Genomic DNA, 21,438 nt, shown 5'->3' on the forward strand with positions numbered 1-21,438 from the left:
CTTTAATTGAATATTCGCATCCCGAAATAACTAAACTTTTTTATAAAAACCAAACTAGATAAATAAAGAACCAACTGTTTTGATCAAACTTTGTTTCAAAACAGTTGGTTCCTTTCTGTATAAAAACAGCGTTTGCAACTTACTTTTAATCGAACTTTATTAAAAAACTACATCTATATAAAAAAACAGAATTAGTCCTTCAACTAATTCTGCAAAAAGCTATTATAATGTGTAACATTCTATTTGTCATGTTGTTAAATCTTTAACAGTAGAAAATAACTAGACTTTTTATAAAAATCTAAGACTCTACGTTTTCCTTTTCATTTTCAAGCATTTTGTGTAAATAATTGATGATCTCACGAATGCCATCTAATGAATTAACTAGTATTTTTGGATCAACATACGTAATCATTCGATTTTCGAGATTAGCTACAGCAGTAAAGTAGCGTGTTTTACTATAATTGACTAGACCCAATTGCTGAAGTACTGATTCATCGAAATCAAGAATTTCACGTGCTTCTGTGACAAGTAATCCATAATTGACCACATCTGTATTCAACACAATGATACGAGCAGTTGCTGGATTCGATGAGCGGTTGTACAGTATGCGTTCAAAATCAAGAACAGGTACAAGCTCACCACGAATTCTTGTAAAGCCTAGAAGATAATTAGGTAAATGGGGAATAGGTGTTACATGCTCTAATTTTTCAATTGAAATCGCTTGCTCCACCGGCACAGCATACTCCTCTGTCCCACAAGCAAAAACGACTGCTTTGACACTTTCCATAGGGTCACATCCTTATTCGACTGTTAGTTTTTCGCGGATTCTTTGACGATTTCTACTAGTAAATCTGCTAATTTTTCAAGCTCTTCTACTGGTATTTTTTCATTCGTTGTATGGATATCCTCGTATCCAACAGATAGATTAACTGTCGGAATGCCAAAACCTGCAATCACGTTTGCGTCTGATCCACCACCTGAAATGCCTAGTGTCGGTGTACGGTCAATATTGCGTGCAGCAGTCATGGCTATTTGAACTACTTTATCCGTTTCTGTTACACGGAATCCTGGGTACATCAGCTTCACTTCTACTTCAGCACGTGCACCTAATGACGCTGATACTTGTTCAAATGTTTCCTGCATATGCATTGTTTGCGCATCCAATTTAGCTTTGTCTATTGAGCGTGCTTCTGCAAGGATTGTCACTTCGTCACAAACAATATTTGTCGCTTGTCCACCTTCAAAACGTCCAATATTCGCTGTCGTTTCTTCATCTAAGCGGCCTAGTTTCATTTGAGCAATGCATTTTGATGCGACTGTAATAGCAGAAATTCCTTTTTCTGGAGCTACTCCCGCATGTGCCGTTTTACCGATAATTTTCGTGAAAATTTTCGCTTGGAATGGCGCCGCTGTCACGATGCCGCCAACTTTACCATCACTATCCACTGCAAAGCCATATTTTGCTTTAATGTTAGCTGGATCTAACTCTTTAGCGCCAACAAGGCCGCTTTCTTCACCAGCTGTAATGATAAATTCAATATCTCCGTGTGCAATATTTTGCTCTTTTAAACGTTTAACCATCTCAAATAATGCTGCTAGTCCTGCCTTATCATCAGCACCTAAAATCGTTGTACCGTCGGATACGATATAGCCATCTTCACGTAGAGAAGGTTTGATGCCTTTTCCTGGAACAACGGTATCCATATGAGAAGTGAAGTAGATTGGTTCCACATCCAATGTGCCTTTTAATGTAGCAATAATATTACCTGCCCCATGTCCATTACGTGTATGTGCATCGTCTTGGATAACTGAAAATCCGAGTGCAGTTAACTTATCTACAAGAATGGGTGCAATTAGCTGTTCATGTTTTGTTTCTGAATCAATTTGTACGAGCTCAAAAAACTCTTCTACTAAACGACTTGTCATGTTGTAAAACTCCCTTAGTTTACGTGTTTTTCCACGTTATAGTATACATATTATTTTAGCACAACGTCAGAAGAGTTGAAATCATTGAACAATCCTACCAAAATAAAAAGTCTGAGAAAAATTCTCAGACTTTCCTTAGTGGTTGAAAATACGCTCTTTTTCTTTTTCTAATGATTGTAGGTAGTCTACTGCTTTATGATGCTTATCTTGTAAGCGCCAAATCGTATTATGTACATCATCCTGAACACGTGATACCTGTTCTCTTGCTGTTGAGATTTTAGAATGAACAGACCATGCTGAAAAAATATCATCAAAAAAGTAGTCAGCAAACTTAACAAAGCCATCTGTTTCAACATGTAGCGATTTCGTAGACATTTCTTGAACATCCAATAACTCATTATGAAAACGTTGTAACGCAATTTGTGCACTGTGTAAATAGTTTTCTGACTGATCCAGTGCATCATGCTTTAAGTGAGTGGCGATGAGCCCTCCACCAAAAAATGTATCCCATGTAGAATATCCACTGGCTGAATGGAGTGAAGCTGCTGCTTGCCCTAGCCTCGTTAGGGCTACTTCTCCCGCTTCCTCTGCCTCTTGAATTTCAGTGATGAGTTGTTTTGTCAGCATTTCCTCATGTGCTAACTGCTCTAGTCTCTCAGCTTGGGCAGCGTCATGAATTTGTAAATACGCCTTCTTTTGAAGATAAATCTGTTGCAGTGATTGCTGTAACGCTCTTTCATCAATTTGGGCTAACTGATTCATCACTTGTACGCTGTCTTCTGTTAAATCTGTTTGCATTTTCATTGCTTCATTGAGCTTTAATTCAAGTACTGCCGCCTTATCAATTTTTTCTGCCCTCAGTTCATCCTGTTGCCCTGTCCACGTACGAATCATATTCATAAATGAAAAACCATCTAATTTGTCAAGCTTGGATCGAATTTGATGGAGTGCTGCCGTATGGTTGTCTATTTCCTGTTGTGTATGTTTAATCTGTCCATCAATTAACTGATTTTGTTCGTTTAATCTAGATGCTTTTCTAAGTTGTGCATGAATCTTTTCTTGCGCTGTTTGTAATTGCTGCCATTCCATTCATCTCAACTCCTCTTATCTATCAGTACGGATGACAAACAAAAATGTTTCACTTTTTGGCAATGAAAAACCTAGCAACTTATGAGCTGCTAGGCTTGTACTACTATTATAGAGGAATATTACCGTGTTTTTTCTCTGGACGTGTTTCATGTTTGTTTGACAGCATATCAAGTCCTTGAATCAGCTTGATACGTGTATCTCGTGGATCGATGACGTCATCTACCATACCGCGAGATGCCGCAACATATGGGTTCGCAAATTTTTCTTTATATTCTTCAATTTTTGCTGCACGAGTTGCTTCTGGATCATCTGATTTCGCAATTTCACGGGCAAAGATGATGTTCGCTGCTCCAGCAGCACCCATAACAGCAATCTCAGCATTTGGCCATGCAAATACTAGGTCAGCACCAATTGATTTAGAGTTTAAGGCAACGTAAGCGCCCCCATAAGCTTTACGTAAAATCACTGTAATTTTTGGTACAGTTGCTTCTGAATACGCATAAAGAATTTTCGCACCATGACGAATAATGCCACCATGTTCTTGTTTAACGCCTGGGAAGAAGCCAGAAACGTCTTCAAATGTGATGATTGGGATATTGTATGCATCACAAGTACGGATGAAACGAGCTGCTTTATCAGAAGAATCAATATCTAAACCACCAGCAAGTACTTTTGGTTGGTTACAAACAAGTCCAACTGATTCACCAGCAATACGTGCAAAACCAACTACTACGTTTTTTGCAAACTCTGCGTGAACTTCCATGAATGAACCTTCATCTACTACTTGCTCTACAACTTTACGTACATCATATGGACGTGTTGTTTCGATTGGCACTGTATCTACGATTTCTGGGCGGTAGTCATCCCCTTCAGGTCGTGCTTGGCGAGGTGCCTTTTCTTTATTATTTTGTGGTAAATAGCTTAATAGTTTCTTAATTTCATCAATCGCTGCTTCCTCAGATGGAGCGCGGAAATGAGCATTCCCACTTACCGCATTATTTACTTTCGAGCCACCTAAATCTTCAGCAGAGATTTTTTCTCCCGTTACCGTTTCAATTACTTTAGGTCCTGTAATAAACATTTGAGATGTTTTATCCACCATTAGGATAAAGTCTGTAATGGCTGGAGAATAAACAGCTCCACCAGCACAAGGTCCCATAATAACAGAGATTTGCGGGATCACACCAGAATAAATGGCATTGCGGTAGAAAATATGACCGTAGCCATCTAGTGAAAGAACACCCTCTTGGATACGTGCGCCACCTGAGTCATTGATGCCGATAAATGGTGTACCGTTTTTGGCAGCTAGATCCATCACTGTTGCCATTTTTTTCGCGTGCATTTCACCAAGCGCTCCACCAAACACTGTGAAATCTTGAGAGAATAAGTATACTGGACGTCCTTTAATTTTACCGAATCCAGTTACCACACCATCACCAGGTCCCTCCAACTTATCCATTCCGAAGTCTACTGTACGGTGTGTAATAAATGGGTTGATTTCAAAAAATGTACCTTCATCTAGCAATAAGTCTATGCGCTCACGAGCAGTAAGTTTCCCCTTTTCATGCTGTTTATCGATGCGATCATAGCCACCACCAAGTTCAATTACCGTCTTACGATCATACAAGTCATTGATTTTGTCGAACATATCCATACTGATCACTTATCCCCTTTTCCACTTTTATCACATAATTCATATAACACCCCAAATGAGGATTTAGGATGCATAAATGCAACCTCTGCCCCTCCAGCACCTGGTCCTGGCTCTTCGGATAATAGACGTACACCTTTTTCACGAAGCTCTGCCATTCGCTCACGAATTCCTGTTACACCGAACGCAACATGGTGAATTCCTTCTCCACGTTTTTCAATAAAACCATGAATAGCACTTTTATCACTCATCGGCTCTAATAACTCAATTTTCACGTTACCTGCGTCGATAAATGCCACACGAACCTGCTGAGATTCTACTTCTTCCACTTTCATCAACTTTAAGCCTAAAATTTCTGTATAATATGTAATGCGTTCATCAAGATTGCGCACCGCAATCCCAATATGGTCTACTCTCTCCATGGTGACATCTCCTTCTGTTATGGTACATACTCTATTTTACAGACTTTTTTGTCAAAACTCTACTACTTGAGAAATTTTTCAGATTTGCTAAACTATTTATAAGAAAAGAAGGAGCGAACGAGCATATGAGTAATAAAAAATTTCAAAAAATCGTTGTTTATAGTATGATCGCAATTATGCTAATCTCATCTCTAGCATTCGGATTATCTATGATAGTTTAAGACAAGCATGAGGCGTCCACACTACTGTGGGCGCTCTTTTTTAGCCTTTAACCCTTTAAATGACTGCTTTATTTCTAAATACCTGTCCATTTCCTCTATAAACTGATAGAGTGCTGCCTGGGCGATAAATTGCTCATGGCTTTGTGGTAAAGGAAGTTGAGAAAAATCACGCTTAACATTGTCGAGCTTTTCACGATAATGACTAGCCGTATTTCCCGAATGAACATGCGCTCCAAGGTCTTGTAAAAAATCTGCCACAATTTCAGCCTCTTGTACTATAACAGGTAATGTTGTCACTTTGGGCAGTACTCTTTCGATAATTTCTAGCTGTTGCTCACGCATATCGAAATAAACATAGTAATCATTTTTACGTCTCATAAAATGGTTTTCAACATCTTTAAAGGCCAATGATTTTGCCTCTTCAAGTGCCCTGATTGCTTCTATGATTTCGTGCCCGTTCCACAGCGTATCTCCTTGCCGTAAATAGCTGGCAATTTCTAAAAAAATCTTACTATATAACTCCTCAATTTTAACTCTGTAGTAATTTAATTCCTTTTGAATGTCTGGCATATACATATTAATGGCAATCCCTGTTCCATAACCGATAGCCATCAACGCTAATTCATTATAAACAAGTGTCAATGAGTAACCTTCAGCAGCGTAAATATGCATAATAATGACGACACTGGAGATAAATCCGTCCGCAACCTTTAAAGACACAATGGTTGGTATGAACAGTATAAGCATACCCGCTAATGTAAGCGGATGATAAGCAAATAACTCAAAGCTTACGAAGGCAAAAAGCATTGCCACAATACTTGCGACTAGTCGTGTATAGGCTGCATAAATGGATTTCTTTTTTGTTGGCTGCACACATAATATGGTCAGAATACCAGCAGATGCATATGAGGCTAAATCAAAATACTGCGCAATGGCAATAGCAATGGCCGCACCAATTGCTGTTTTTAACGTTCGATAGCCGATTGAAAACGTCTTCAGGCCGACTGCCTCCCATCCTTTAGTACTCTTCACTCATTTAGCTAATTATTTAGCCAATATTACAAAAATTTTAACGATAATGAAACTATCTACTCTTGATGAATAGTAGGAAGCCTACATAGACAACATGATCTATGAGGCTTTTCTACTTCATTTGAATGATTTTTCTTATGCAAGAAAGGACTTAAAGCTCGTCACAATATTCTTCAAAGTTTGCTTGTAGGTTTGTCACAACCGACATTGGGTCATGCCCTTCAATTTCATAGCGTCCCACTTCTGCGACTACTTGTCCATCTTTTAATAGAACGAATGATGGTGATGAAGGTAAATGATCTTCTCCAAAATGATAACGTGCCGCTGCAGTCGCTTCTTTATCTTGCCCTGCAAACACTGTGACTAAATGGTCTGGACGTTTATCATAATGAACGCATTGTGCCGCTGCTGGACGAGCGATCCCCCCCGCACAACCACATACTGAGTTCACCATTACTAATGTTGTACCTGGACGAGCAAACGCCTCTTCTACAGCTTCTGGTGTTTGTAGTTGTTCATAACCAGCTGCCTCAATTTCAGCACGTGCTGTTTTTAAAATTTCCTGCATAAATAAATCGTAATCCATATTCATATAGCGATAGCTCCTTTCAAGTTCGCGCCAAAATAGTGATATTTCATATAGTAGCTTTTTGACGCTTATCCATCTCTTATCATAGCAGTTTGCAACGAATTTGTGCACCTACTTGCTCATCACAATTCAGTTGAATTTACTAAGATGACAATAAGACTCGTTTACTTGTCTTCCTGCTCTACGCTAAATAAACGATCAACACCTTGTGTGACAGTCAATTGCCCACTTAAAATTTGACGTTCAAGCTGTTGTACTTGTGCTTTACGCTGCGGATTCCCATAAAATAGATCAATTAAATGATCGGTAATCATCGATTGGAACCACTCTTTTGTTTGTTGTTGGCGCCGGGTAGCCCAATAGTGATTTGCTTCTACAATTTGCTTGAATTCCCCAATTGTATCCCAAACCTTATCAAGACCCCGTTTTTCTAATGAACTAACAGGCATGGCAGTTGACATCCAACCAGGTGTAGCTGGCTGTAAAAAATGCAAAATTTGTTTATACTCTGCAACCGTTTTTTTGGCAAGACGAATATTATCACCATCCGCCTTATGCACAACAATCGCATCTGCTAATTCCATGATGCCTTTTTTCATACCCTGCAATTCGTCCCCCGCTCCTGTTAAAACAAGAAGAAGGAAGAAATCTACCATACCACGGACATAGGTTTCACTTTGTCCGACACCAACTGTTTCAATTAAAATCACATCATAGCCTGCAGCCTCACAAACTAACATCGTTTCCCGCGTCTTTTTGTGAACACCCCCTAGGGTACCTGCCGATGGGGATGGACGAACAAATGCAGTAGGTTTTTTGACGAGCTCCTCCATTCGGGTTTTATCGCCAAGTATACTTCCCCCTGATAGAGAAGAACTCGGATCAATGGCTAGGACAGCAACTCGTTTTCCCATGTCACAAAGCTTTGTGCCGAAAGCCTCAATGAATGAGCTTTTCCCTGCTCCTGGCACACCCGTTATGCCAATTCGGATACTATTACCTGTATGTGGAAGAAGCTCCTGCAATAGTTCTTGTGCTTGCACTTTATGTGTAGCATTGGAACTTTCAATGAGGGTAATGGCTTTTGATAAATGTGTGCGAGAGCCCGCACGTACTTGTTGTGCAAGCTCTCCTACATTTAGACTGTCTGCCTTTTTCTTTCGGAATTTTTTGGGTGTACCATATTGCATCCCGTCGTGAGTTGCCTCTACTCCGTCCATGACAAATAGCGCACTGTCTTCGATTCCTTTATTTTTGTCCATTATTCAGACACTTCCTCGTAGCCTAAACGTTTGTAGATTTCTTCAATAATTTTTAGTGCGGAAACAGGGATCACTGTACCTGGACCGAAAATGGCTACTGCGCCTGCATTATAAAGGAAATCATAATCTTGTGCTGGTATAACCCCACCCACAATAATGATAATATCCCCACGACCTAGTTTTTCAAGCTCTGCAATCAATTCAGGCACTAATGTTTTATGACCTGCAGCTAGTGAAGATACCCCGATAACATGGACATCATTTTCAACAGCCATTTGAGCTGCCTCAGCAGGCGTCATAAATAATGGTGAAATATCTACGTCAAAGCCTAGGTCCGCATAGCCTGTTGCGACAACTTTCGCGCCACGGTCATGTCCATCTTGTCCCATTTTGGCAACTAAAATACGTGGACGACGCCCTTCATTTTCTAGGAATTCTTCTGTCATTTGTTTCACTTCTGCAATTTGCTCCTCATCCGAGAAGTTGGCAGAGTAAACACCTGAAATCGAACGAATCACGGCCTTATGACGACCAGAAATTACTTCGATAGCATCAGAGATTTCACCTAAAGAAGCACGAGCACGCGCTGCATCCACTGCCACGGCTAGTAAGTTTTCTTCTCCATCTTGAGCAGCTTTCGTTAAGCGAGCTAAATGTTTCTGAACTTCCGCTTCATCACGAGCTTCCTTCATCGCTTCTAAACGTTCGATTTGTTTTTGACGAACAATTGTATTATCGATATCCAAAATATCAATTGGCTCTTCTTTTGTTAAGCGATACTTGTTCACGCCCACAATCGTTTCTGTTTTAGAATCGATTTTCGCTTGACGTTTGGCTGCGGCTTCTTCAACCTTCATTTTTGGAAGGCCCGTTTCAATCGCTTTGGCCATACCCCCAAGTGCTTCTATCTCTTCGATTAACGCCCAAGCAGACTTCGTAATTTCTTCTGTTAATTTTTCCACGTAGTATGAACCACCCCATGGATCAATGACTTTTGTCATCGCTGTTTCCTCTTGTAAAAATAGCTGTGTATTACGTGCGATACGTGCAGAGAAATCAGTTGGAAGTGCAATGGCTTCATCTAGCGCATTGGTATGAAGGGATTGCGTGTGTCCCATGGAAGACGCATTTGCTTCGATTAATGTACGTGCCACATTGTTAAATGGATCTTGCTCAGTTAAAGACCAACCAGATGTTTGCGAATGGGTACGCAAAGCTAATGTTTTCGGATTTTTTGGATTAAACGTTGACATCATTTGCGCCCAAATACGGCGTGCTGCGCGCATTTTAGCAACTTCCATGTAATAGTTCATACCAATTGCCCAGAAGAATGATAAACGAGGTGCAAATGCATCGATATCAATACCTGCTTTTAATCCTGTTCGTACATATTCCAAACCATCTGCTAACGTATAGGCAAGCTCAATGTCATTTGTTGCGCCTGCTTCTTGAATATGGTAACCAGAAATCGAAATAGAGTTAAATTTTGGCATATATTTCGCTGTATATTCAAAAATATCTGCAATGATTTTCATTGACATAGCTGGTGGGTAAATATATGTATTACGCACCATATATTCTTTTAAAATATCATTTTGAATGGTACCTGCTAATTTATCTGGCGTTACCCCTTGTTCTTCTGCTGCCACAATATAGAATGCAAGAACTGGTAATACTGCACCGTTCATCGTCATCGAAACTGACATTTGGTCTAACGGGATTTGATCGAAAAGGATTTTCATATCCTCAACAGAGTCAATGGCAACCCCTGCTTTCCCTACATCCCCAGTTACACGTGGATGATCAGAGTCATAGCCTCGGTGTGTTGCTAAGTCAAACGCTACAGAAAGACCTTTTTGCCCCATTGCCAAATTTCGTTTGTAAAAGGCATTGGACTCTTCAGCAGTTGAGAAACCTGCATATTGGCGAACCGTCCATGGACGTGCTACATACATAGTAGGGTATGGCCCACGTGTATTGGGCGCAATTCCTGCCACATCGTTTAAGTGTTTAGCCTCTTTGATATCTTCTTTTGTGTAAATATCTTTAATTTCAATCCCTTCATTTGTCATGAACTTGTCGTCAGACGCTTGAGGTGTTTCAGCTGTTAAAACTTTTTCTATTTCTACTACATTAAAATTTGGCTTGCTCATCGTTGGACCTCCTTCATGCTCGCAAACACGGACTGTAATTTTTCGATGATGTTTTGTCCTGCGAAAATAAAGCCGTTTAAGCCATTTGCTAACCACGCTTCTTCTTCGTCTTTAAATTTACCCGCTACATCTACAAGCACATTCGCTGGTTTTTCAGCTAAAATGGCTGATACAAATGCTTTTGTATCATCATCATTGCCTGCAATCACTACATACTTAGCCTCTGTCGCCTTCAGCCAAGCTACTGCTTCTTCTACAGTTGTCACTGGCTCACTTTTTTCTGGTACAAGACCCACTGTGTTTAAGAAGCCAGCTACAAAATCTGCGCGTGGTTTAGAGCTTTTTAATGATCCTAATGCTAAAATACCTGTTTTTACATCTGCTGCTGTCATGTCTGCACGTAAGTCCTCAAATGGAGCAGCGATACGCTTAATATCAGCAAATAATGGATTTGTATCCTGTTCAAGAATATCAGCTGGATTAGCATAAATATTCGTTCCAATTAATGATTGCTTCCGTGTTTGTGCAGCTTTGATACGCTTTTGATAGGATGCTTCCACTTCTTCTGCAAGCTTGCCAGAAGCCATGTATTCATCAATACCGCCAGCTGTCTCAATGTCTAAAAATAATGCCCAAGCTTCTTTCACAAAATCTGCTGTTAACGACTCGATAAAGTAAGAGCCCCCTGCTGGATCTGTTACTTTCAAGACATTTGTTTCTTCTTTTAATATTAATGACACATTACGAGCAATACGAATCGATTGATCCGTAGGCTTCGTTAACACATCATGTGGATGAACCGTAAAGAGATCGGCACCACCGATTAAACCAGAAAGCGCTTCATTTGAAGAACGTAATAAGTTCACATACACATCTAATTTAGAAAAGCTTCTTAATGATGTTTCAGCAACCGTCGGGATTTTCACATCATCTGTGACGCCATAAGCGGATGAGAACGCTTTCCAAAGTACTTTAAAAGCACGCAATTTCGCAATCTCCGTAAAGAATTGTGTATCAATAGCAAAGGATACAAAAAACTTCTTCGAAAATGCTGCAAAGCTTTCTTCCTGTTGTGCAAATTTGGCTGCTAATGCAAGTGCATAGGCTAATTCTTGTACAGCGTTGGCCCCTTCATTATGATAAATCGTTGTGTCTGCACTGACTGAGCGCACGTTCGGAAATGCAGTCAAAGTGATAGGGTCTTTCGAAATAATGTAACCTTTAATGGCTTCTTGTTGATCTACTGCAATGTTGTCGAATACTGCTAATAATGGGTCTTTTGAATTCTCGATAGTAATTTTAAACGAATATTCTGAGAAATATGATGCTAATTTGACCAATACTTCTTCTGTCCAAGCAAAGCTCACTCGGCTATCAATCGTAATAACTTCATTGCCTCGAGCTAAACTATCTTCAAGCTGTGCAAAAAAAGCTTCGCTTGAATCAGCGTGAATTTGCTGTGCCACCTGAAACACTGGACCATTTTGTAGGGAACGGATTGTGGCAACTTGTAAATCAAGCTCTTCTCCAAGCTTAGCTACTAAACTTTCTTGCGTGTAAAGTGGCTGTAGTGTAACACCTTCATTTGTTTTTGTGAATAGTGACTCAAATGGTTTCCCTTTTAAAGCTTTGATTGCTGCATCTTGCCAGTCTGAATAGGCTGGTATTTCAAATTCAATATTTTTCATGTTGTTTGACATGCGGACGCTTAATCAGCTTCCCCCCTTAGTAGTTTCTATTTGTTATTCTACATGACAAATTGCGACTCGAAAAGCATAAAAAAAATCGGAAACCCTTATACAGCAGGTTTCCGACGAGTCATCAGTAGACTGACGTTGAAGATTTATTTGTATTTTCGAGTATTTCTTTCACTCTATTTAGGAATTTACCACAGACAAGTCCATCAAGCACACGATGATCTAAAGATAAACATAAATTCACAATATCACGTGCAGCAAACATTCCACCTGGTAAAACGACCGGTTTTTTTACAATACTTTCCACTTGAAGGATCGCTGCTTGTGGGTAATTAATGATGCCCATTGATTGAACAGAGCCAAATGCACCTGTATTATTCACTGTAAATGTACCACCAGTGATGTCATCCATCGCCAATTTCCCTGTACGTACTTTAATAGCCAGTTCATGGATTTCTTTAGCAATTCCTTTAATGGATTTTTCATCTGCGTGTTTTATAACAGGTACAAATAAGGCATCATCCGTTGCTACTGCAATCGAAATATTGATGTCATGTTTTTGAATAATTTTATCTTCCGCCCACATAGAATTCAGCATCGGGAATTCCTTTAAAGCTTGAGCAACCGCTTTTACAAAGAAGGCGAAATATGTAAGATTAAAGCCTTCTTTTTGCTTAAATTCATTCTTTAAGCTATCACGATAAGTGACTAAATCTGTTACATCCACTTCCATCATCATCCAAGCATGCGGCGCTTCATGGACACTTTTCACCATATTATTCGCAATGGCACGACGGATCTTCGTCACCGGAATTTCGATATCTCCTGGATGAACAGGTTGTACAGGTGCAGCTGCTTTTTCCACTTGTTGCTGAGGCGCTGATGTAGGCGCTGATGCTGTTTGAACAGCTGTTGGTGCTGGTGCCACATCGTTTGCCGTTGGGATATTACCCGTTTCAATTAGCTTTAACAGGTCTTTTCTTGTAATACGACCACCCTCGCCAGTTCCTGTTACAAGGTCTAATGCAATATCGTGCTCCTGTGCAAGTCGAAGAACAGCTGGTGAGTAACGCACTTTACTCGTACGTGCCTCTTTTGGTGCAGCTACTGGAGGTGCCACCTGCTGTGGTGCCTCCTGTTTCTTTTGAACACCTGCATTTAAAATAGCCGTACTTACTGCCGATTTTTTTTCAGGTGGCGGTGCTGGTAATTCGCCTTCTCCTGCTATTTCAATCGAGCATACGACTGCCCCAACTGGTAATGTCTGACCTTCTTGTGCAAGAAGCTCCGTAATAACCCCTTCAAATGATGAGGGGATTTCAGCATTTACTTTATCTGTAACAACTTCTGCTAATGGATCATATTTTTTTACTGTATCTCCAGGCTTTACAAGCCATTTTTCAATTGTACCTTCTGTTACACTTTCGCCGAGCTGTGGCATTGTAATATTTTGAACCGACATCCTTTATTCCTCCCATCAATTAAGCCTAGGCGTCATTGTACCTGATGCAGCGCTAAAAACATTAAACGTAGATAGGCAATTAGACAGATTTTGACTTTCTTGTGTTCAAAGTCAAAATCTGTTGTTCCGTCTGAGGCTTTCTCTTTTTTCATTCAGCCTTGTTGTGATCTATTAGAACGCAGCAAGTTCTCGCATAGCACGTTCCACTTTATCAGGATTAATCATGAAATATTTCTCCATCGTTGGTGCATATGGCATGGCTGGCACATCAGGTCCTGCTAGACGTTGAATTGGTGCATCAAGCTCAAATAAACAATGCTCTGCAATAATTGCTGCAACCTCACTCATGATACTACCTTCTTTATTATCCTCTGTGACAAGCAATACTTTACCTGTCTTACTTGCAGCCTCAATGATTGCTTCTTTATCGAGAGGATAAACTGTACGCAAGTCAAGGATATGAGCAGAAATACCATCTGCAGCTAGGCGCTCTGCCGCTTGTAGTGCAAAGTGGACAGCTAAACCATAGGTAATGACTGTCACGTCATCTCCTTCACGTTTCACATCTGCTTTACCAATCGGCAACGTGTAATCATCTAATGGTACTTCCCCTTTAATTAAACGATAGGCACGTTTATGTTCGAAAAATAATACTGGATCTTCATCACGAATAGCAGCTTTCAGCAAACCTTTTGCATCATACGGTGTTGATGGAATGACAATTTTCAAACCAGGCGTACCAGCAAAAAGTGCTTCAACAGATTGTGAATGGTATAGTGCCCCGTGAATACCTCCGCCAAAAGGTGCACGGATAACCATTGGACAAGTCCAGTCATTATTAGAACGGTAACGAATTTTAGCTGCCTCTGAGACGATTTGGTTGACAGCTGGCATAATAAAATCAGCAAATTGCATTTCAGCAATCGGACGCATACCGTACATCGCAGCACCGATACCTACACCAGCGATCGCACTTTCTGCAAGAGGTGTATCAAGGACGCGGTATTCACCGAATTGATCGTATAGTCCAGTAGTAGCTTTAAATACACCGCCCTTACGACCAACGTCCTCTCCTAAAATGAAAACTCGTTCGTCACGTTCCATTTCTTCTTTCATTGCTAATGTAATCGCATCAATATAAGACATTACTGCCATTACATGTCACCTCCGTCCACTGGTGCATAAACATATTTAAGTGCATGCTCTGGTTGTGCATATGGAGCCGCTTCTGCATAATCAGTTGCTTCATTTACTTCTGCCATGATACGCTCTTCGATTTCAGTACGTATTGCGTCTGTCATCACACCAGCATCCATTAAATACTTTTCAAATAAGACAATTGGATCCTTTGCTTTGCCTTCTGCAATGTCTTCAGCCGTACGGTATTGACGGTCATCATCATCCGATGAATGGGCTGTTAAACGATATGTTACTGTTTCGATTAAGCTTGGACCTTCCCCATTACGTGCACGGTCTGCGGCCTCTTTCACCACTTTATACACTTGTAACGGATTTTTCCCATCAACTGTCACACCTGGCATTCCGTAGCCAATCCCACGATCAGATACTTTTGCACACCCTAGTTGACGTTCCACTGGTACAGAAATAGCATATTGATTGTTTTCTACCATAATAATGACTGGTAGCTTATGAACACCTGCAAAGTTTGCTCCTTCATGGAAGTCCCCTTGGTTGGATGAACCTTCACCAAGTGTAACGAATGAAACAAAATCTTCTTTTTGTAGTCGTCCAGCAAGTGCAACACCAACTGCGTGTGGAACTTGCGTTGTAACAGGAGATGATCCTGTTATAATACGGTTTTTCTTTTGCCCAAAGTGACCAGGCATTTGACGACCACCAGAGTTTGGATCTTCTGCTTTGGCAAACGCAGATAACATCAATTCTCTCGGTGTCATACCAAAATGTAAAACAACACCCATATCACGATAATATGGTGCAATATAATCCTTATTTTTATCAAGTGCAAAGGCTGCTCCAACTTGTGCTGCCTCCTGGCCTTGACAAGAAATTACAAACGGAATTTTACCAGAACGGTTTAGTAACCACATACGCTCATCTAATCTTCTGGCCATTAACATTGTTTCGAACATAGCAAGTACATCTTCATTTGACAAACCTAAATCTTCATGTTTGATTTGAACATCTTGCATACGAACACCCCTTTCGTATTATAGAGAAATAACTATCTTATCCTATATCCCCACATTTGGATATGTTAGTTATGAAATTCAGAAAATTAAAAATGGATAGCACGATCATCCACTGCAAGAGCAGATTCCACTAACACCTCATTTAAGGATGGATGTGGATGAATAGCCTGACTTATTTCCCATGGTGTTGCATCTAACACTTTCGCTAAGGATGCTTCTCCAATTAAATCTGTCACATGTGGCCCTACCATATGAATACCCAAAATATCATCGGTTTCTTCATCAGCAATAATTTTGACAAAGCCTTCTGTCTCTCCATTGACTAATGCTTTACCAATGGCTTTAAACGGGAATTTACCAATCTTTAATGAAAATCCTCGTTCTTTAGCAGCACTCTCTGTTAAGCCAATGCTGGCAACCTCTGGATAGGAATAAACACATTTTGGTACTTTCAAATCATCCAATTTCTCTGTTTTCCCTGTTGCTATATGCTCAATAGCTGAAAGCCCTTCATGAGAAGCAACATGTGCTAATTGTAAGCCACCAATCACATCTCCTATGGCATACATATGAGACTCTTTCGTTTGATAGGAATCAATCACTTTAATAAAGCCGTTTTCCACTTCAATCTCTGTATTTTCTAAACCAATACCCTGCGTATTCGCCTCACGCCCTACACAAAGTAATAATTTATCAGCCTCAAAGATTTCTTCTTTATCATTCACTTTCGCTGAAATGAAAACGTTATCATTTTCAATTTTGAATGTATTTGTATCTAAGCGAGCATTCGTAACAATACGAACTCCTCGTTTTTCAAGTTGTTTCGTCACTTCTTTAACAATGTCCGCATCTTCCGCTGGTAAAATGGATGTTCCATATTCTACAACTGTTACATATACACCAAAATCGCATAGCATAGATGCCCATTCAATTCCGATAACACCGCCACCAACGATTAGCAATGACTTTGGTAAATTTTCTAACGCTAAAGCATGATCGGAATTTAGCACATATTGCCCATCTACCGTTAACCCTGCCATACCACGAGGCTTTGAGCCTGTTGCAATGACAACATTTGTAGGAACAAGCATTTCATTTTCATCGCCATTTGACATTTCTACAGATATCGTACCCGGCATAGGTGAGAAAATAGATGGACCCAAAATTCGCCCTGTACCATGATAAACATCTATTTTGCCTTTTTTCATCAGTGTATTCACACCCTGACTTAATTGCTCAACGATTGCTTGTTTTCTCGCTTGAACTTTGTCAAATTGTAATGTCACACCTTCAATATCGACACCATATTCGCTAGCTGTTTTATTCGCCATACGATATACTTCTGCACTTCGAAGTAAGGCTTTACTTGGAATACAGCCTTTATGCAAGCAAGTACCACCTAAACGTTCACGCTCTACAATGGCTGTTTTCAAGCCTAGCTGAGCAGCTCGGATGGCTGCAACATACCCACCTGTACCTCCACCTAAAATGACAACATCATAATTTTGAGCCATGTTTATTCCCCCTATTGAGAAAAGTGCTAAAGATTCTATTAAACAATTACCAAGCCATTTTTTAGCAGTCAGTCCTTGTCCTAGAGGATCTTTAGCTTTACTTCATTAATGCCCTATTTCTTGTTGAAAATAGAAGAAGTCGACAATGCGACTTCTCATCATGTATCAACCGTGTAAATTAGCGACCATGTAAAATATTTTTTTCATTTTTTAAGAATTGGCTGCGAGATTTCGCTACGCGAGCGATACGTTCCTCAGCTAAGCGGTTCGCTGCCACATATGTTGGAATGCCATCTCGTTTTGAAATAGCAAAGATTTTTTCAATACTATCGTAAATGCCATCAACGCGTTTCATTGCACGTTCTCGATTATAGCCATATAATTCATCTGCAACGTTAATCACGCCACCAGCATTGATTACATAATCTGGTGCATAGACGATACCTAATTCATGTAGGTAGTCACCATGACGTGAATCTTTTAATTGGTTATTAGCAGATCCAGCAATCACTTTCGCTTTTAATTGCGGAATTGTTTCATCATTTAAAATTGCACCTAGTGCACAAGGTGAGAAAATATCAACTTCTTGCGCATAGATTTCATCTGGTGCCACTGCAATTGCATCGAAGTCATTCACAACTCGATCAATGGCAGCCTGATTGATATCTGTTACAACAAGTTTTGCTCCTTCATTATGTAAATACTCGCAAAGCTTGTAGGCTACATTTCCAAGACCCTGTACAGAAATTTTTAATCCTTCTAGTGAGTCAGAACCGAATGCTTCTTTTGCAGCTGCTTTCATACCACGGTAAACACCATAAGCTGTTACTGGAGATGGATTACCTGAAGAACCGAATGCAGGAGAAATTCCTGTTACATAATCTGTTTCCTCATGGATTAAATCCATATCCGATACCGTTGTACCTACGTCTTCAGCTGTGATATAGCGGCCATTCAATCCATGGATGAAACGACCTAACGCACGGAACATCTCTTCATTTTTATCTTTAAATGGGTCACCAATAATGACCGTTTTTCCACCGCCAAGGTTTAAACCAGCTGCAGCATTTTTGTAAGTCATTCCTCGTGCTAAACGTAATGCATCTTCAATTGCATTTTCTTCTGACGCATATGTCCACATACGTGCTCCACCTAGTGCTGGTCCAAGTGTTGTATCATGGATAGCGATAACCGCTTTTAACCCTGATGCTTCATCTTGGCAAAATACCAATTGTTCGTAATCATACTTTTCCATATACTTGAAGATTTCCATGAAACTCGCCCCTTTGCTTTGGAAAGTGCATCCCCAAATGCCCATCCAATCAAGTTTTATCTAACAATCACTTCTACATAGCGTCCTCACTCAGCAAATCCTGAGCTCCTCTTATTCAGTAGGTGTTTAGACCCTAAAACTTGAAGAAGAAATTGTTTAGTAATGGATAATATTGCTCCACTTATTTTTACAATACTGACAAATTCACAATTTCGCAACTATTATTACATATTCTTATTTAAGTAAGAATTTTCTAAACATTCTGTTACAATCGCTACTTTCTGTCCTGCCTCGTTTTTAGGCAAAAATATTATATTGATTTATACCGTTCCTTGACATTCCACCATCCACAGGTACAATTAATCATAGGAATAAGGAGGGGTATGCATGGCCCGTTTAGCTGCATTTATTGTAATGCTTATTCCAGGTCTTATGGCTGCAGGTGGCATTAAATTTATGCGTGATACATTATTTGGTAAGCTCATTTCACCATTCCCATTTTTATGGCTACAATTTGTAGTTGGTGTCATTTTCTTCGTAATAGGCTTTGGGTTTTTCGCTGGATTTTTACTGCATCGCGATCGAAAAAATGGAAAAGTAGCACCACGCTTCCAAAAAAAATAAAAATAGCTATCCATATAAGTCACGCGAGACTTACTGGATAGCTATTTTTATACTCGTTGCTGTGTTGTGATGACTTTATCAGGATAATCCGTAATCCAACCAATGACAGAAGGATGCGTATTGGTTAAAAATGATTCTGAGCCATCAATGGCATAAAAACGACATGCTTTTTCACTTGTAACACAGGCCTCCAAGTATCTTGGCTTGTAGTACCTTTTATGCATATGCACACTATCAGCGGCTTTATAATCAGCTAGAAGATCCCATTTTATTTTTTTCGTGGCAATAAGGGCCGTTTCAAATTCTGGTCTCTGCTTTTTTACGATCTCTAAAAGCTCATAGTGAAAGGATGAAAAATGACTACCCTCTGGCAGCGCTAATCCTCTTAGGAAATGAATGAGCCCGCTCTTATTATCCAGGATCGTTGATTTTAATTCAATATTCAATGGCATCTGCTGTGTATTTGCCCATGCTAAAACTGCCTCAAACGCTGGCATTTTATACGACGAAAATAGACGTCTCCAAGGCTTGCCAAGTTTAAAGCGCAGAAGCTCCTCCATCGTACAATCACTTACCAATTTATTCGTGCCTACTAACCTCGATAACTGTGGATCATGATACACTACAGGTAATCCATCTTTTGAGAATTGAATATCTAGTTCAATTCCATCGGCCCCTAGCTCTAATGCCTTTTCAAAAGCTTTAAAGGTATTCTCTAATGCATAAGCAGAAGCTCCTCGATGTGCAAAAACAGGAATAAAAGCTACCTTAGACATTTAACTCACCGAATTCTAGCAGGAATTTGCCATTCGTCATCTTGCTTAATAAAGATGATTTTCTACCAATTTGAATATAAGTTCCAGGATGGGCCTCTTTTGTCACAACAATCTCTTCTTTCCCTACATGACGCATTTCATCCATTAATAATTTAATTTCACGATCTAATGTAATCGCTTCGGCCTTTAATTTAGTCAAGGCTTGCTTTGTTACTTCAAATGAGGCTGATTGTTCTTTTGACATTTGATTGAGGAAAGGCAATAAATTTTTCATGCTATTCTCATGTGCTGAAATCTCTGTCTGCAATTGTTTTAGCTGTGCTGCTTTTTCTTGCATCACGGAGTTATTCTCCTGCTTATTAATACTTTCTATTATCAAATCTGTTCGACGCTCTAATCGGTTCCCTGAAATGGCCGTAACAATCGTATTTTTAGCTACTGCACGCCCCCCAATAATTTTACCTTTTCGTTCGTCCACATAAATAGAATGAGCAGAAAGCTGTGATCCTAGTGCATAAAAACCAATATGAATACTATTAGCAGCAAATAAATTTGCTTCATTCACATGTTTAACAAATATATTGCCACCTGCTTCTACCACTGTTGAACCAAGCCCAAAGATTCCACCACGAATATAGACATCACCTTCAATGGATTTAATAAGCTTGGCACCGCTTACACCCTCCGCTCCCTCAATGGAAATATCACCAGTTGCAATAACCGTATAGCCATTTGTTACTGTACCTTTAATACTGAGTGAGCCATTAAATTCAAGGTTACCTGTCTCCACTCCAACATCACCATTTATAGGAAGGTGTCTGTTTACACCAATCATGCCTTTGACATCATCTAAAACGCCAGCGATTTTCGAGCGAATGACTACTTTTCCGTCTTCTTCCACTTCATAGGCCGATTTTGTATCATATTTGATAGGATAATCTCGTCCAGGTACAGCAGCAACTACTTGACCTAGCACATTTTTCCCCGGTTTACCTAATGTAGCAGGAATCTTTTCACCTAGCCAAGAGCCTTCTGAAATTTCCGAAATAAAATTCATATCATAGTAATCCGCTTTACCGTCTTCACGAATGACCGGCTTTCTCTCTGGTTTAGGTAAGTATGTAATTTGTGCATCTATTCCCGCTATAGGTTGCTCTCCTTGAGCAATTAAAAATGCTTTTCCTGGTTCAGCCTTCAATATATCAAAATCCAATATTCCGTGCACAATTCCATTTTCATTCAATGTTTCTCGGATTTGTTGTGTTAATTTCTCTTTATTGTTTTGAATATATTCAAGCGTTTCATATATAAAAACAGAGGCTGACATCTTATCACGTGCCACTTCTGCTTCAATGTTCGGAAGCCAGCGTCCAATTTCAACAGGATTGGTATTCTGGGTTGATAACACATTTTTTAAAATTGAAAAATTAGATAATTTCAGTCGTGGATGACTACGTAGGATGCTATCAAATTCTTTTAATGGGAAACCAGCGCTAAAAGTAAGCATATATACCTTGCCATTTTCCTCAGAAATTTCGAAGTTTTCGTTTCGAACTAGAATCAAGCTACCTCCTCC

General features: G+C 39.8%; 19 protein-coding genes. 2 read left to right on the top strand and 17 right to left on the bottom strand.

The window, feature by feature from the left end:
* Positions 1-298 precede the first annotated feature (298 nt).
* From JTI58_RS24125 to mce, 5 genes are all read right to left on the bottom strand, one after another.
* The gene (locus JTI58_RS24125; protein ID WP_205444223.1) at positions 299-787 is read right to left on the bottom strand and encodes a chemotaxis protein CheW; all 489 of its coding nucleotides are present in this window, start codon (positions 785-787) and stop codon (positions 299-301) included.
* 23 nt (positions 788-810) lie between these two features.
* Entirely contained in the window at positions 811-1,926 is a 1,116-nt protein-coding gene (locus JTI58_RS24130) for a M20/M25/M40 family metallo-hydrolase (RefSeq protein WP_205444224.1), read from the bottom strand.
* 135 nt (positions 1,927-2,061) lie between these two features.
* On the bottom strand, positions 2,062-3,015 hold the full coding sequence (locus tag JTI58_RS24135) for a hypothetical protein (protein WP_205444225.1): 954 nt from the start codon (positions 3,013-3,015) through the stop codon (positions 2,062-2,064).
* A 106-nt stretch (positions 3,016-3,121) separates the two neighbouring features.
* Complete coding sequence (locus JTI58_RS24140; RefSeq protein WP_205444227.1) at positions 3,122-4,669, bottom strand: acyl-CoA carboxylase subunit beta; 1,548 nt, start codon at positions 4,667-4,669, stop codon at positions 3,122-3,124.
* 5 nt (positions 4,670-4,674) lie between these two features.
* On the bottom strand, positions 4,675-5,088 hold the full coding sequence (gene mce / locus JTI58_RS24145; protein WP_205444228.1) for a methylmalonyl-CoA epimerase: 414 nt from the start codon (positions 5,086-5,088) through the stop codon (positions 4,675-4,677).
* Between the two features lie 125 nt (positions 5,089-5,213).
* Between mce and prli42 the strand changes: the two genes are divergently transcribed.
* Positions 5,214-5,309, top strand: a complete 96-nt coding sequence (gene prli42, locus JTI58_RS24150) for a stressosome-associated protein Prli42 (RefSeq protein ID WP_205444229.1) — start codon at positions 5,214-5,216, stop codon at positions 5,307-5,309.
* Positions 5,310-5,330: 21 nt separating this feature from the next.
* Here prli42 and JTI58_RS24155 read toward each other — a convergent pair whose 3' ends face one another.
* From JTI58_RS24155 to JTI58_RS24200, 10 genes are all read right to left on the bottom strand, one after another.
* Positions 5,331-6,341, bottom strand: coding sequence for an aromatic acid exporter family protein (locus tag JTI58_RS24155; RefSeq protein ID WP_205444230.1), 1,011 nt, complete (start codon positions 6,339-6,341; stop codon positions 5,331-5,333).
* 151 nt (positions 6,342-6,492) lie between these two features.
* A complete protein-coding gene (locus tag JTI58_RS24160) occupies positions 6,493-6,933 on the bottom strand; it encodes a BrxA/BrxB family bacilliredoxin (protein WP_205444231.1) in 441 nt (146 codons plus the stop codon).
* Between the two features lie 161 nt (positions 6,934-7,094).
* Positions 7,095-8,192 (bottom strand): methylmalonyl Co-A mutase-associated GTPase MeaB, encoded by a 1,098-nt coding sequence (gene meaB, locus JTI58_RS24165; protein ID WP_205444232.1) that lies wholly within the window; start codon positions 8,190-8,192, stop codon positions 7,095-7,097.
* On the bottom strand, positions 8,192-10,345 hold the full coding sequence (gene scpA, locus JTI58_RS24170; RefSeq protein ID WP_205444233.1) for a methylmalonyl-CoA mutase: 2,154 nt from the start codon (positions 10,343-10,345) through the stop codon (positions 8,192-8,194). The genes meaB and scpA overlap by 1 nt, the downstream gene beginning before the upstream one ends.
* Complete coding sequence (locus JTI58_RS24175; RefSeq protein ID WP_205444234.1) at positions 10,342-12,045, bottom strand: methylmalonyl-CoA mutase family protein; 1,704 nt, start codon at positions 12,043-12,045, stop codon at positions 10,342-10,344. The genes scpA and JTI58_RS24175 overlap by 4 nt, the downstream gene beginning before the upstream one ends.
* 121 nt (positions 12,046-12,166) lie before the next feature.
* Positions 12,167-13,504, bottom strand: a complete 1,338-nt coding sequence (locus JTI58_RS24180; RefSeq protein WP_205444235.1) for a dihydrolipoamide acetyltransferase family protein — start codon at positions 13,502-13,504, stop codon at positions 12,167-12,169.
* A 171-nt stretch (positions 13,505-13,675) separates the two neighbouring features.
* Entirely contained in the window at positions 13,676-14,659 is a 984-nt protein-coding gene (locus JTI58_RS24185; protein ID WP_016993882.1) for an alpha-ketoacid dehydrogenase subunit beta, read from the bottom strand.
* Positions 14,659-15,675, bottom strand: a complete 1,017-nt coding sequence (locus tag JTI58_RS24190) for a thiamine pyrophosphate-dependent dehydrogenase E1 component subunit alpha (RefSeq protein WP_205444237.1) — start codon at positions 15,673-15,675, stop codon at positions 14,659-14,661. The genes JTI58_RS24185 and JTI58_RS24190 overlap by 1 nt, the downstream gene beginning before the upstream one ends.
* Positions 15,676-15,761: 86 nt before the next feature.
* Complete coding sequence (lpdA, locus tag JTI58_RS24195) at positions 15,762-17,189, bottom strand: dihydrolipoyl dehydrogenase (RefSeq protein ID WP_205444239.1); 1,428 nt, start codon at positions 17,187-17,189, stop codon at positions 15,762-15,764.
* Positions 17,190-17,367: 178 nt separating this feature from the next.
* Positions 17,368-18,462 carry a Leu/Phe/Val dehydrogenase gene (locus tag JTI58_RS24200; protein ID WP_205444240.1) on the bottom strand — a complete coding sequence of 365 codons (1,095 nt, stop codon included), beginning with the start codon at positions 18,460-18,462 and terminating at the stop codon, positions 17,368-17,370.
* Between the two features lie 387 nt (positions 18,463-18,849).
* Here JTI58_RS24200 and JTI58_RS24205 point away from each other — a divergent pair, with 387 nt between their 5' ends.
* The gene (locus tag JTI58_RS24205) at positions 18,850-19,086 is read left to right on the top strand and encodes a DUF2627 domain-containing protein (protein WP_004231186.1); all 237 of its coding nucleotides are present in this window, start codon (positions 18,850-18,852) and stop codon (positions 19,084-19,086) included.
* A gap of 47 nt (positions 19,087-19,133) precedes the next feature.
* On the opposite strand, the gene JTI58_RS24210 is transcribed toward JTI58_RS24205, so the two are convergent.
* Positions 19,134-19,862 (bottom strand): glycerophosphodiester phosphodiesterase, encoded by a 729-nt coding sequence (locus JTI58_RS24210; protein WP_205444242.1) that lies wholly within the window; start codon positions 19,860-19,862, stop codon positions 19,134-19,136.
* Positions 19,855-21,426, bottom strand: a complete 1,572-nt coding sequence (locus tag JTI58_RS24215) for a flagellar assembly protein A (protein ID WP_205444243.1) — start codon at positions 21,424-21,426, stop codon at positions 19,855-19,857. The genes JTI58_RS24210 and JTI58_RS24215 overlap by 8 nt, the downstream gene beginning before the upstream one ends.
* Positions 21,427-21,438 lie beyond the last annotated feature (12 nt).

This window comes from Lysinibacillus fusiformis (assembly GCF_016925635.1).
Classification (GTDB): Bacteria; Bacillota; Bacilli; order Bacillales_A; family Planococcaceae; genus Lysinibacillus; species Lysinibacillus fusiformis_F.